The sequence below is a fragment of the Alistipes shahii WAL 8301 genome (genome assembly GCF_025145845.1).
In the GTDB taxonomy this organism is placed as follows: domain Bacteria; phylum Bacteroidota; class Bacteroidia; order Bacteroidales; family Rikenellaceae; genus Alistipes; species Alistipes shahii.
The window spans coordinates 163,920-178,127 of sequence record NZ_CP102253.1 but is presented as its reverse complement, the minus strand read 5'-3'; the positions used below and the strand labels follow the sequence as shown (position 1 = coordinate 178,127).

The window sequence follows — 14,208 nt, the reverse complement described above, 5'->3', positions numbered from 1 at the left end:
TTTAGACAGCCTCGCTTTTTTATAACTTCGGCCCTTTGGCCTTCACGTTTGTCGCGGGCCGCACGAGAAGAATATGATTGCGAATAAAGTCCGATTCGGGCGGAGACACGACGTGCTCCCGTTCTTCCGGCGGTTCTTCTTGGTTCCCGGATGCCGCAGAAAGCGGCTCTGCCTTCGACGGTCTGGCGGCCTCGTCCACCACCTCCGCGTTTTCGATCTTCGGCTCACTGCCGTTATCTGCTGTTTTCGCCTGCATCTCCTGCTGCTTCTGTGCGATGTCGAGCTGAATCTTCCGAGTCAGCGACTCTGCCTCGGCCTTGAGCCGCTTCAACTCCTCCTCTTTGGGCCATACGGCTGCGATCTGTTGCTCGAAGGTCGGAATGTCGCGGGTGAATTGCTTTTTCTCTTTCTCGTAGGTCGCCATCAGTGACGGTATCGTGTCGAGCGCCCGGATGAAGTTCGTCGCCGCGGTTTTCGGTTCCGCAGCCAGATGCCCGTTGTTGAACGTGTACTTGATGCCGTCCAACCCTTCGACCATGAACTTATTGACCGTGAGCGCCAGCCCGTCTTTCTGCATTCGCTCGGTGCGGACGAGAATGCGGAAATCGAACAGCGTGCCGATTTTCTGGTAATCGTCGCCGGTATTTACGGTGCGGTAGATCTCCACGAGGCGTTTACCATGGGCGACAATATCCGCGGATTCCACGCCGTCGATCCGCAGGGGATTGGCCCGCTTGCCTTTGGCGTCCGGCGGCGCCACCTCGTTGATATAGTCCCAGTCGCGTTTCAGACGTTCGAGCATCGTATCCCGTCGTCCGATCTCCGCCGTGTAGCGTTGCAGTTGGCTCTGCGCCTCATGCCGGGTGCGCATGAAGATCGTCTGCTCGCTCTCCAGCGCCGCGATCCTGCCTTCGAGCTTGGCTTTTTGCAGCAGGTCGGTATTTCCCGACACCACGGCCATCCACTCCGCGAAGTTCATCCCCGAATCCTCGCTGATGGCCCCCTCGTCCAGCCGCCGCGCACCTAACCGGTTGCGCTTGAGCTGATCGATGAACTGCTGTTTGTTGTGCAGCAGATTCAATTTGTAGGCATCGAGCGTGCGCAGAACGGCATAGACATAGGCTTTGACTTTATTGCCGGCATACTCCTTGGCGACTATGTTGCCTTTCCGTGCGCCGCGGCCGTTGCGCTGTTCCAGATCCATCGGCCGCCACGGAATGTCGAGGTGGTGCATGCAGACGATTCGTTTCTGGGCATTGACTCCCGTTCCGAGTTTCTGCGTCGAGCCGAAGAGCACCCGGATTTTCCCTTCGTTCATGGCGTCGAACATCGCCTGCCGCACCTTGTCGCTCGCGGCTTCCTGTACGAAGCGGATCTCCTGCGCCGGAATACCGTGGTCTTCGACCAGTTTGCGTTTGATCTCCGAATAGACGTTCCAGATGCCGGGCTTATAGGTCGAGAGGTCGCAGAAAACCATCTGCGTGCCTTTCTGATCTTCGTATCGCCGATAGTATTCAGCGATGTTGGCGGCACTGCGGCTGGCCTTGTTGCCCGGTGAATCCGCATACGCGGGACTTATCAGCCGCATGTCGAGCGAGAGCTTGTTGGAGTACATCGTCACCAACAGCATCAGGGCTTTGACCTCCCCGTCGCTCAGGTCGGCGCGTCCGATATGTTCGGGATCGCCCGTCTTGGCGAAGAGCACCAGCTTGTCCAAAAACGCCTGTTGATCGTCGGTCATAGGTATCTGGCATAACTCCTCGTCCAGCTCGGGACGGTCGATTCCCACGTCTGCGGCCGTGCGGTAGTCGGTAATCTCGTTGTAGAACATGGTCAGCTCCGGAACCTTGATGAAATAGCGGAAACGCTCTTTGGAGATCACTTCGTTGGTCACCGAAAACTCGAACTCCGATGTTTTCTGCGCGAATACCGCGGTCCACGCATCGAAGCAGGGAATATCCTGCCGCTCCAGTTCTTTGGGACGCAGATACTTGAACAGCAGATATAGCTCCGTCAGGGAGTTGGCGATGGTCGTTCCCGAAAGGAACGTCGCGCCGAGATCGCGCCCCGTGCGTTGCTGAATAGTGCGGATGGCGTACAGCAGGTTCGTGGCTTTCTTACTGCCGTCGGTATTTCCCAGTCCCGACACGCGGCTGTGGCGGGTGTTGAACATCAGATTTTTGAAGTTGTGCGACTCATCGACGAACAGATGGTCTATTCCCATCTGCTGAAAATCCACCGTATCGTCCTTTTGCGCGTCGATTGTCTCCTGCAACTCGTGGAGCTTGGCATCCAGATTCTCTTTGCGCTTCTCCAGACCGCGCAGAATCCAGCCGTCCACATGTCCGCCCTGCTTTTCGTAGGACGCCAGATTTTCATCTATGTCGTCCATCTCCTGCCGGAGAATCTGCTGCTGCACCTCGGCCGACTGGGGTATCTTGCCGAACTGTTCGTGCGTAAGGATGATGCAGTCCCAGTTGTTGTTCTTGATGTCGCTGAAGATCCGCAGGCGGTTCTCCGGCGTGAAGTCCTCCTTGCCGGGATAGAGCAGACGGGCATTGGGATAGGCCGTGCGGAAGGTTCGGGCGATCTCGTGGATGTTGGCTTTGATACCGATGATCATCGGCTTGCGGGCCAGTCCCAGACGGTGCATCTCATACGCTGCGACGCACATAATGAGCGTCTTGCCCGTACCGACCTCGTGGTCGCAGATGCCGCCGCCGTTCTGCTTGATCATCCAGATCGCATCCTTCTGGCTGGGATACAGGTCGTCGATGCCCAGCCCCCGCAGGTCGAGCCCCGGAAACTGCTGATGGCTGCCGTCGTAGCGTGGACGGACATAGCAGTTGAATTTGCGGTTGTAGAGATCGGTCAGCCGCTCCTTGAAATCGTCGGGCTGCGCATGCAGCCATTCGACGAACACCTGCCGGATTTCGGTGATGAGCGTGTCGGCCTTCTGCCGGGCCTCGAAGTCGGGAATCCGGATGGTCTTGCCGTGTTCGTCCTTGCCGCCGTCCTTGTTGATGTTGGGCAGCGTGTTGAGCATGGCATGATGCAGCAGATCCATACCGTCGTAGACCTCGAAGTCTCCTTTGACGACGTATTTCTGGGAGATCAGAGGGCTGTACCCGTGGTTCTCGATGCCGAAGGCATCCATCTTCGCCGAATAGCTTACCGATACGGGCACCTGAAAGAAATGCTCGCAGAAGCCTTCGTAAATATCGGTCGGTATCCATCGCTCGCCGAGGTTGAAATCCAGCTCCTCGAACTCGATGCGTTTGGGTGCGGCCTCACGAAGCAGCGCGAGCGAACGGCGGCTGGCATCGTCGTCGGGGTTCTCCTTGAGGTAATTTTCGATTCATTCGGCTTTGGCGACGACATTCCCTGCCGCGAGCCGTTCGCGGATTTCATACCCCTTGACCATCGGATTGTAGAAAATGCGATCGCCCAGCTCGTCGGTCAGCTCTTGCCGGGAACGCGATGCGAGCGACTCCATATAGGGAAACTCCACCCGTCCGAACTTGTTGAGCGAGGCAGCCAGCGCTTCGGCCGCCGTATCGACGTGTTTGATCTCGTTAGGGTCGAACGATACGGGGCGTCGGAGGATGTCGGAGAGCTGTTTTCGGCCTTCGACGAAACGTTCGAGCCCCAGCACCTCCCGCCCGCCGGGATCGTTCAGGATGAAGGCGGCATTCTCCTTCTTGTTCAGATCGCCCAACAGAGCCGTGAAGTTCTCGTAACATCCGTTGAGTTTGCGCCGCAGGCCCTTGTATTCGATCTCGTTCTGCATTTCGAGCCGGTAGAGCAGCTGGTAGGTATCCCGCAGCGGGATATAGCGTTCGGCCCGGTATCGGGACAAGGTTCCCAGCTCTTCGGGATGGAACGTACAGCCCTGTCGTGTCAGGCCGCCCAGACGCCCGACCTGTCCTTCGAACAGAACCAACGACCGCTCTTTGTAGTGCGGAAGCATCGTGCCGGTAAAGGGCCGCGGATCTTTATTCTCCGAAGCCGGCGCAGCGATTGCTGCCGGGGCATCCGTAGCCTCCGCTGCCTCCGCCGGTTGTGCGAACAGATTCCCCTGCGTGAAGAGATCGGACATGCCGGTCGTATCCGTTCTGCGCCCGGCCCGCCGCTGTCCCAGCGGACGGCGGGCGATCGGAACGGCGGCAGCGCTGCCGAAAAGCGATGCGGCCGGAGCCGGTACTTCCGGAGTCGGTGCAACGGATGCCGGCTCCGGTGTCGGCACGGATTGCGGAGCCGCGACCCGATTTTGCCTCCGGGCGGTCGGCGGCACGGTTTGCGCCTGCGGGATATGGTGTGGACGGAGATATTGCGTATATCGTTCGGTATCGAGGCGGGTTGCGAAATCATGTGCGAGGATTCCGCGCAGCCGCTCGGCGATCCGTTCCGGGCCTCCGTCGTAGTGCAGTACGAGAGAGGATTGTCCATAGAGACCTTTTTCATGCGAAAACGTCGTATGGATCGCGTGCTTGAAATCCCGGTGGTAGTCGTTCAGGTAAATTCCGTTGCCGATCTCGGACGAACTGACGAAGCGTTGCTCGTCGGGGGTAAGCTCCCGCTTTTCGCTCCATTTCTGAAGGACGATGAGATCGCTGGCCACTTCCGTGCCGGCATACTCCGTAAAGAGGTTGTTCGGCAGCCGCACGGCCGAAACCAGCCGCGCATGCTCCATCAGATAGCGACGGACGGGTTCGTTGCCGGGAGCGTCCATGACGCCCGCCGAGGTGACGAACGCCAGAATGCCGCCTTCGCGGAGCGTATCCAGACCCCTGATGAAGAAATAGTTGTGAACGGCCTTGAGCGCTTGCCGTCGAACCGGGTCGTCGCTCTTCCGAAAGGATGCGTCGAAGATCCGGGTATCACCGAAGGGAATATTGGACGTTACTACGTCGAAATAACTGTCATAGGCCGTTTCGATGGTTTGGAAACCGTCGATAATGACCTGCTCTCGTTCCCGGGCCAGTGTGGAGAGCACTTGTCCGGTCAGCAGGTCTTTCTCGAAAGAGAGGATTTCGACTTCGCCGTCGGCGGTCTCCCGGAACGACGAAGGGAAAATCCCGGCCCCGGCGCTGGGGTCGAGCAACCGCCGGGGAACGACGCCAGCATCCCGGAGCGTCTCGGCGAGCGCACGCACGATGGCCGGCGGAGTGTAGAATGCCGTCAGCGTAGAATTGCGCATGCTCTGCACGAGGTCTTTATACCGCTGTTCGCTGCCGGCATAATGGCGCAGCAGTTCGTGCAGTTCCCTCACCTGCGGGAAGAGTTCCCGGTCTGTCTTTCATTGCGTGAGGTCGTCGTCCGCAGCGGCCGGCTGCAAGACGCATTTCAACGCTCCGAAGCCGCTGTACGCAGCCAGGGCGTCTCGCTGCTGTGGGGACAGTACTGCCGGTGATGCGAAAGCGATACGCAGGGCGGCGATATTCGCCTCCAGATGTTTTCTTTTATTGTATGCCATGCAGTTCGATGTGGGTTTGGATGAGTCCGGTGAGTTCCAATAGAAGATTTTTATAGGACGGGCTGCTCTCGAAGTCGTCGGTCAGGTCGTACATCTCGAACACCTCTTCGCAGACGGGAAGCAGTTTCAGACAGAAAGCGGTGCGCTGCCGGGCTGCGACCTCCGGGAACCATTCCGATACGACCTCGAAGATCGCATCGTATTTCGAAAAACGCAGGTCTTGGTACAGAACGGCGTTCGAGAGTTCCAGAGCCTCGTAGACGCTGTTGCCGTTGCGAACGGCACGTTCATAGGTCTGGGCCGCATGGTCGCTCCGCTCGGCGATGAAGTGTTTGTCGGGGAGCAGTTCAGGATGGCTTTCGCGCAAATAAGCGGTAAGAGTTGCCGCGAAGTACGGCAACTCTTTCTCTTCTACGTGTCGTTTCATAATGGCTAACCGATTTTCATGCCTTTGGGTTGTGCGCCGGGAAGCGACGGAAGACGCCGGCGGACGCGCTGGCGCGGACGCGGGTTCTCCTCGCCCAGACGCGAACGGTAATTGCGGGCGTTGTTGCCGAACAGGGGCCGGCCCGTGTCGCTGTAACGAAGGTCGGTGCTGATCGTCTTGCCGCCGACTTTCATGCCGGGGATGAAGACGACCTCGTGGTTGGCCAGCTTCGCCTGAATGTCTGCACTTACCTTGACTCCGAAAACCGTATCGTGGATGCGCAGATGCGGATTATTGTCGTTGCGGAACACCACGTCTCCGCGGTTGGCGTCCACGCGTGCATGGCCCGAGATGACCCGACCGTCCTTGAGGTGGATGTCTTCGACGAAGATCTCCTTGCCGGAGCGCAGCGCCTCGATGTCGTCGCCGATCTCTTTGCCGTAGATTCGGGTGGGGAGCGTCAGCGCATCGACCGGAAGCGTCGTCAGGCGGTTCGTCGCCTCATGGACGCTGACATAACACTCGCACTCGCGGCCCGAGGTAAAATCTTTCATTTTCTTGGTGGAACCCAGATGCCCGTCGGTTTCAAGACGCTCGATCTCCTTGTCCGTGAAAAGCTCCTTATACGGCGATATTTTGTACTGCGGCTCGTCCAGACGTGTGAAGATACGGAGTTGGACATTGCCCGCATCGTCGCGGATCGGTGAAATCGTACCGAGGCCCAGATCGACCCAGCGGCCGTCCATCTTATGTTTGAGCGGCACCAGTTTGTTGGGAATACGTCCCTTGAGGATGTCGCCCATGCTTTGATTCTCCAGCAGGATTTCTTTGTTCAGACCCAACGCCTGAATCTGATCCCACGGAAGTTCCCGTTCCTCGAACTTATAACGGTCAGCGAACTTGGCGATACGCCCCTCGTTGTTGAGTTCGTAGTTGGAGACCTCTTTGGCCAGGGAGCCATCCTGATCCTTGCCTTCGCGGACTTGGATGATGGAATCGAGGATACGGTCGAGTTTTTCGATTCCGATCCGGAAGAAACTTCAGCCCAGGTCGGACGGGCGTCCGTATTGGTTGCGAAGGTTTTCGAAAAAGGTTCCTAAAACCGTTCGGCTGTCGAACGAAAGGGCTCTGCGCCGATCGCCCGGAGCCGTGCTCACGGTGTTGAACTCTCCCGTTTGCTCGTTCATTTCGCTGACCAGACGCAGATCGTTCGTCTTTTTGTCGAGGACGGCCAGCACGTCCTTCGATAGCTTTTCCTGTTCTCTTGCCATAATGCAGATAATTAAATGAATAAATTGAATGAATGGTGAAAATCCTCCGCCAAGATAAAGCCTTTTTCAGTTCATAACACCAAAGGCGCCCCTTCTGGCGGGAAGAGGCGCGGGTTGGCAGAAAATGGCATACTTTAATGTAAAAATATCTTTATCGAATAGGGATGCTAATCTCTTGAAATTTACTCCTTGATAAATTTTTCATCAATATTAGTCACAACAACTTTTGTGCTTCGATATATTCTATTGAATCCTTTTGGAGCTTGGATAATACTTTGTGTTTATCTACTTTTTTAAGTTGTCCATTTTCTGAAATAAATGCACCTCTGCACTCCTTGAAAATTTTTTGTGCAGAATATCTCGACAATCCCATATTTTGCAAAGCGATTATTTCTCTGTTTTGAGTTCCATACTCTAAAAGCATCGCCCAATTTTCTCCGGCATTATCTTCTCCCAAAATATTTTTAACCATCATATGATAATGATTGAAATATTTTTCAAGCTGAAATCGAAGAACAATCTCTATTTCATCTATAATATTCCCAATTAAAGCATTTATATGTGTTTTGTCATTTTTATCAAAATCAACCAAATCACCATTATTTATTCGAAGTTTCCGATTGTGGTCATGGAAATAGTCAATAGATTCCGAGATAATTTGGTTCAAACTACTATTGTTGATCCATTTATTCATTAACATGGCAAAATATTTCAGCGAATTTTCTTTCCCGAGATATTTGTCATTCCAACTATATAGTTTATATAGTTTTGTTAATGTTTCTAAAATATTGGGATAGTTGATTTGTGCCGGCAATAATATATTACGCTTTTGAGCATGTAAATATTTCAACTGTTTATATGCGCTATTTTGGGTCTTCAGTTCTATTGATTCATTCGCAGACAATATCAAATATGGCGTTTCATTTTGAGCCGATTTAGATTTGGCCAATTCAATAATCTTCGTTTTGTTTCGTTCTATTAAAGCTGTTATTATAGGGCTTTTATACCCATTCTTAGGTTCAAGTGTATCTATACAAATGATATTGGCTATATATCTCAATATGTTCTGTTCTATATCTGTTCCAGAAATCTCTTGTTCTTGAATAATCTTCTCAATCTTTTTCAGATTATGGTCGATTCTTTCGTATATTGTTGGTACGAGTTGTATATCTTTTTCCTTGAAAAATGATGGCTTATCCCAACTTACATCTCCATGTTTAACACAAAACACATTTCCTTGAAGCTCTTTCGCAAGACGTCCTGCTCTACCTGCCAAGTTCCAAAAGTCAATAGGTCTTAAAATCTTCTTCGCTTTTTTATCATCTAAAATAAATAGATTTTGCGTGGGCATATTTACACCTTCCAGCAAAGTTGAAGTGCAGAAAATATATTTCAGATGACCGTCTCGATATAAATCTTCTATCAAATTACGGATCAATTGCGGCATATTTCCGAAATGGTATGCGATTTCTTTTTGAACCAAGTCTGCAAGGTAGTAATCGGGGTGTATATAAGCTCTGATAATAGACGCCGCTCGCTTCAACGCTTTATTGTCGGAGCATTCTATGGTCGCCGCAAGTTCTTTCGCATAACTAATTGCTTTTGATTTCGCATTACAATATATCAAATTGCTACGTTGTCCGAAGCGAAGCAATACATCATTGATGGACGAAATATCTGCCAATACCGGATGATTTATCGGTATGAATTCATCATTCAAACAATAGGATAATTCCTTCTCTAATAAATCTATGAAATATAAGTTTTGTGCAACTGGAGTTTCTTGCGTCTTAAAAGTATTTTCTGCCTTTCCATTTCGAAACATGGATAATAAGATCTCAGGATTGGAGACATTGGGCGAGGCAAAATAAAGTTTTATATCCGGATATTTTTTCAGCGTTTTTTCAATAGACGTATAGGTAGTTATACTGCGGGCGTCTTCCGTTTGTGCTAATTTGTGCGCTTCATCCACGAAAAGGAAACCTATCGAAGGATTCTTTTCCTGCGATATGTAACTGATCAAACGCTCGGGCGTAAGAATCAGAACATAATTGCATTGTTCATTTATTGGCAGCTCCGCGATATTTGAGTTGGTGACTATTTTATAATTATTGGTTTCCAACAATGCTCCCATTTCAGATTTCAGTTCAATGGCGTATTGATTTATCAATGCACGACTTGGAACCAATATGATAAAGTTTTCCTGCGGTGTATTTTGAATTGCACATCGCAGGAACGCTTTGATGACAAAAGACTTTCCCATAGAAGTCGGCCCGGAAAAACTGAATTCGCGTGATGAAATCAATTTCGAAAACAAATCGTATTGAATATCCGTAAAAACGTGCCCTACGCCATCGGGAACTTCCTGTATAAGTTTTTTTGCTTCATTCTGAACCGAGCGATCGAACGGCAAATTAGAGGTGTTATTATTGTCGGCTTCTAAATAAGATATAGCGGGGAAATTGCCCAAGTTACTATAAACAGCTTTTGCAACGGTGTGATAGTACACATTATCCTTGTAGTAAGGATTTAGATAGGTAATGATTTTATATGCGTAATTACGCGCATCCGAGATAGAAGAGGTCGATAATAAGTCTGCAAATCGCAATAAGTCGCGAATTTCTTTTTCGGTATATTTTTCTTCGGTGTCAATATTCAATGTGCGCAAAACAGAACGTTCAACGCACACTCTGTATAATTTTAGAAAATATGAATCCGAAATAATCGTTTGGGCTATCTGATTTGCAGCTGTCATCTTCCATCTATTTTTTTAATTCAGCAATCATCTTTTTTCTCTGTTTCTTAAGCTCGGAGAATGGAACGATGTATATGTAGAAACTATATCCTCTGAAATCGTCTTGTTTAATATGATCATTTATCGTCGGAAGAATGGCCCGCACTGCGTTCTCAACTTTCTCATAGATAGTTTCTCTGAAATCTGCATTATTTAACTTCCGTTCATCATCCGTAATCTCGACATCGAATCCCAGAAATATCCCAAATGAGTGGTCGATATTTAGATCCTCATCATTTTCTCTTGGGATCAGCAATTTTTTCAGCAGGTCTACAGAATGTTCATCATGCGCCTCTTTTAAGAAATTTGAATTGACGAGTTGAATTTCATAGCGCAACTTATTCAAATCCTCTTTCAAAAGATTTTTCAAAGATTCAAAAGCCTTCTTTACGCCTTTTTTTAAGTCGGAATATAGTTTGGATTCACCGAATATGAATTGGAATGTATTGTCATCTATTTTTAATAGATGAACACCGTCCGCCCCATTTACATAATGGTTTGGATCGGTCTTCAATTCAAGTTTTGTTAACAGTTTAGGTGCTTTCAAGTGAGCCTCTAACATGGTATATAACAAAATCTCACCCAATTCTCCATCATTGCTCTCTGCCTTTCTTAAACGTTCTTTCGCTTTGGATACAAGAGTAGTGTATTTCTTTTGGCTGCACAATTCATCATATGCGCTTCGGGAAAGAGCATATGCCGTTAGAATATCTCCAAGCTCCTCTACCAAAGTAGCATATGAAAACGCATTATTCGATATTTTCAATGAGAACAAGTTCAATTTATTCCCATTCTCGATTGGTTCGTTTTCAAAGATTTTATGGAAGAGGTTCAAGAATTTTTCAGGAACATCAATTCTTAACGGCATAACGCATCTATTTATATTTTACCACTTTATGATTTCTCCGGCCGAAGTTTTCATATTCTTCTCTCCATTATAGATCGCAAAGCATTGTTCTGGGTTTGCTCCCGATAGCTTAGCCCATTTGGCGATGCCCTTGAAGAAATCCGGAGAATAGGTCGCTCCCGATTTGATTTCGTAAGCGTACGGCTTGCCGTCGATATATTGCAGCAAATCAACTTCGTTGCCGGTGCTGTCGCGCCAGAATGTTAGATTGGGTTCTTCCCCCTTGTTATAGGCTTGTTTCACGAACTCGTTAATTACAAGATTCTCGAACAAACCGCCTCGTAAAAAGTGTGTCGATACCTGCTCGGCTGTCCGTATGTCCAGCAACGAGCACGCCAAGCCCGTATCGTAGAAGTAGAGCTTCGGGGTCTTGACCAATCGTTTGGCGTAATTGTTATGATCGGGTTTCAACAGGTAACAAATGTAGCTTGCCTCCAATACGGAAATCCAAGTCGAGATAGTCGAAACGGCAACGCCGCACTCATTGGCCAGCGACGAAAGGTTGAGCAGCTGTCCGATACGCCCTGCACACAGTTTAATGAAGCGAATGAACTTGCTCAGATCGCCGATGTTCTTCATCAGACGCACATCCCGTTCTACATAGGTTTGGATATAAAACGGGTAGTAATCCGACGGTGCTATATCCTTATCATAAAGACGAGGATAACCTCCGTTGAAAATCTCGTCATCGACTGTCCGTGGAAGTATTTCGCTCTCTTTCATTTCCGCATGAGAAAACGGCAGAAGTTTCAGTATGGCAGTTCTTCCGGCCAACGATTGGTTGATATTTTCCATCAACAGGAAATTGTGCGAACCGGCCAGCAAATACATCCCCTCGCGTCCCTCTTTATCCGTATGCGTCTGGATATAGGAGAACAGAGCCGGAACCCGTTGGGCTTCGTCGATAATCGTTTTGTCCGGATAAGTCTTAAGAAAACCTCTCGGATCATCCGTTGCGAACAAACGCATATCGGGGTCTTCAAGCGAAACATATTTATAATTGGGAAAAGCATGACGCAGCAAAGTCGATTTACCCGACTGCCTGGGGCCGGTCAAGGTCACTATTGGATATTTTTGCGTAAGTTCTGAGAGCTTTTTATGCAGTGTTCGTTCAATCATACTCAATCCTTTTTTTGCAAATTTACGATTAAAAAATAAATTTGCAAATATGCTGTGGGCGGAAATAGATCTTGTACAGGGTTGTATAAGTATGAGCGTATCTAAATTTGTAAAATAGAGCATAGCGATTTTTTCAAAAAAAATCGCTATGCGAAATGGAGATTTTACCAAACCACTATCTATTCGGATTTCTCTAATAACTTTTCCGCCAATTTTTCGTCCTTCTCTATCCTCTTCATTTCAGCTTCGATGATGTCGAGCGCATCCTGCTTGATGCGGCGGTAATTCTCCTTGATCTTCTCCTGCATGATGTCCCGTCCGTCGGCGTCGAGGAACGACGATATTGCGGGTATGGGTTTGTACTCCGCCATTTCTTTTTTCACGGCGTCGTTGTCCACGACGATCCGGGCATGGAAAATCTTCTGCTCGATCTCCTCTCCGAAGTTGTCGCTCACAGCCCCGACGAACACGCCCTGCGAGAGCGTCGAGATTTTCGACGCAGGAATAAGACTGTCGAGCTGGGTGTTTATCGACGTCGAGGTATCGCTGCGGTTGATGCTCACGGACAGTCGTTTCTGCACGATCTTTCCGAATCGTTCGGAGAGTGTCCGGGCCGTTTCTCCTACGACCTGCCCGCTGAAGATATTGCCTACGGTATTCTGAATCACGGCGGCTTCCTTGTCTCCGTAGTCGCGCTTTAGCTGGCTGAAATCCTGAAAACCCAGACACACGGCAACCTTGTTGGAACGCGCCGTTGCGATCAGGTTGTCCAGCCCTCGGAAATAGATCGTCGGCAGCTCGTCGATCACCACGCAGCTTTTGAGCTGCTTCTTGCGGTTTATCAGTTTGACGATGCGCGAATTATACAATCCGAGCGCCGCACCGTATATGTTCTGCCTGTCGGGATTGTTTCCCACGCAAAGAATCTTCGGTTCCTCGGGGTTGTTGATGTCGAGTGTAAAGTCATCTCCCGACATGACCCAGTAGAGCTGCGGTGAGATCATGCGCGAGAGGGGAATCTTCGCCGAGGCGATCTGCCCCATCAGCTGCTCTGCGGCTCCACCTTTCCATGCATCCACGAAGGGCGAAAGATAGTTCTCCAACTCCTCGTGAGCCATCAATACGGTGAATAACTCCTCGTAGGGTTTGTTCAGCAGTTCGATGGCATGGGGAAAGGTACAGTATTTTCCTCCGTCGTAAATCTTCAGGAACCAGATGATCGCCGCGAGCAGCACGATCGGCGATTCGACGAAGAAATCTCCCTGCTTCTGTATCCACGAACGGTTGAGATTAAGCATGATGACATAGCTGGCCTCGTATGCGTCGGTAATGTCGGACATGAGATTCGGCGCGAGCGGATTGCATCGGTGCGAACGGCGCGGATCGTCGAAATTTATGACATAGAATCTCGGCGGCGTCGCTCCGTAAGCCTTGAGGTTCTTGCGCAAATGGTTGTAAGCGATAACCAACAGGTCGTCGAACTTGAAGTCGTAGACGTAGAGCGCATATCCCTTTTCGATGGCCTGCTTGATGTAGTTGTTGATGAGGGCATAGGATTTTCCCGAGCCGGGCGTTCCTAAAACGATACTCGCCCGGAAGGGATTCACGACGTTGATCCATCCGCTGTGCCTGCGTCTCCGGAAGACGAACTCGGTCGGGAAGTTGAACGAATCGTCGTTTTTCAGCAGGCGTGTTTCCTGCATGAAACTCTCGTTTTCGGCATTGAACGGATCATCCGTCATACGGTTTTTCAGCAGACGGCTGCTCCATAGTCCGGCCGCCAGCATGCCGAGGAATCCCGCCAGCAGCGTCGCCGTATAAAGCGCCGCCCGCAGGGTCGTAGTGACATTCATTCCGAGTAGCCAGCCGTTTCCGTAGAATAGCAGTATGCCGATGCCGCCTGCCGCGGCGATATGCTTCCACGATATTTTCTCGTCTTTCACGCCACGGTTTCCCATGCACGACAATGAGAGAAATACCGAGCAGAAAAGCTTGGTGCAGAGCGGCGATGAGAACAAGGCAGCCGTCCGCTGGAAATTTTGCAGGATGCGGTCTGCGACGGAAATCGTTCATCCCGTCTGCGCAAACCACTCGTAACAGAACCAGTAGATGTGAATGGCGAGAAACAGAAAGCTGATCGCCCGCATGAAATCCGCGACTTTGGCCAAGCCGCGCAGATCGTCTTCTTCTTGCATGATCGTAACGTATTGAGGT

The 14,208-nt window shown here is 50.3% G+C and carries 9 protein-coding genes and 1 pseudogene; all 10 read right to left on the bottom strand.

What is annotated here, in order from left to right; genetic code table 11:
* Positions 1 to 19 precede the first annotated feature (19 nt).
* Complete coding sequence (locus NQ492_RS00845; protein WP_015546600.1) at positions 20 to 3,157, bottom strand: helicase-related protein; 3,138 nt, start codon at positions 3,155 to 3,157, stop codon at positions 20 to 22.
* Positions 3,158 to 3,358: 201 nt separating this feature from the next.
* Positions 3,359 to 5,272: an N-6 DNA methylase gene (locus NQ492_RS00840; RefSeq protein WP_259873445.1), complete on the bottom strand. Its 1,914-nt coding sequence runs from the start codon at positions 5,270 to 5,272 to the stop codon at positions 3,359 to 3,361.
* Positions 5,273 to 5,299: 27 nt separating this feature from the next.
* Positions 5,300 to 5,476: a hypothetical protein gene (locus NQ492_RS00835; protein ID WP_015546601.1), complete on the bottom strand. Its 177-nt coding sequence runs from the start codon at positions 5,474 to 5,476 to the stop codon at positions 5,300 to 5,302.
* Complete coding sequence (locus NQ492_RS00830) at positions 5,463 to 5,903, bottom strand: DUF1896 domain-containing protein (protein WP_044054136.1); 441 nt, start codon at positions 5,901 to 5,903, stop codon at positions 5,463 to 5,465. Before NQ492_RS00830 ends, NQ492_RS00835 begins: the two co-directional genes overlap by 14 nt.
* A gap of 5 nt (positions 5,904 to 5,908) precedes the next feature.
* Entirely contained in the window at positions 5,909 to 6,811 is a 903-nt protein-coding gene (locus NQ492_RS00825; RefSeq protein WP_259874112.1) for a DUF3945 domain-containing protein, read from the bottom strand.
* A 132-nt stretch (positions 6,812 to 6,943) separates the two neighbouring features.
* A complete protein-coding gene (locus NQ492_RS00820) occupies positions 6,944 to 7,174 on the bottom strand; it encodes a hypothetical protein (protein ID WP_138265192.1) in 231 nt (76 codons plus the stop codon).
* Between the two features lie 214 nt (positions 7,175 to 7,388).
* Complete coding sequence (locus NQ492_RS00815) at positions 7,389 to 9,929, bottom strand: DEAD/DEAH box helicase (protein ID WP_044054139.1); 2,541 nt, start codon at positions 9,927 to 9,929, stop codon at positions 7,389 to 7,391.
* 7 nt (positions 9,930 to 9,936) lie between these two features.
* The gene (locus NQ492_RS00810) at positions 9,937 to 10,836 is read right to left on the bottom strand and encodes a HamA C-terminal domain-containing protein (RefSeq protein ID WP_015546603.1); all 900 of its coding nucleotides are present in this window, start codon (positions 10,834 to 10,836) and stop codon (positions 9,937 to 9,939) included.
* Between the two features lie 18 nt (positions 10,837 to 10,854).
* Positions 10,855 to 11,994, bottom strand: coding sequence for an ATP-binding protein (locus NQ492_RS00805; RefSeq protein WP_044054141.1), 1,140 nt, complete (start codon positions 11,992 to 11,994; stop codon positions 10,855 to 10,857).
* Positions 11,995 to 12,173: 179 nt separating this feature from the next.
* Positions 12,174 to 14,189 (bottom strand): annotated as a pseudogene (mobC, locus tag NQ492_RS00800) (conjugal transfer protein MobC).
* Positions 14,190 to 14,208 lie beyond the last annotated feature (19 nt).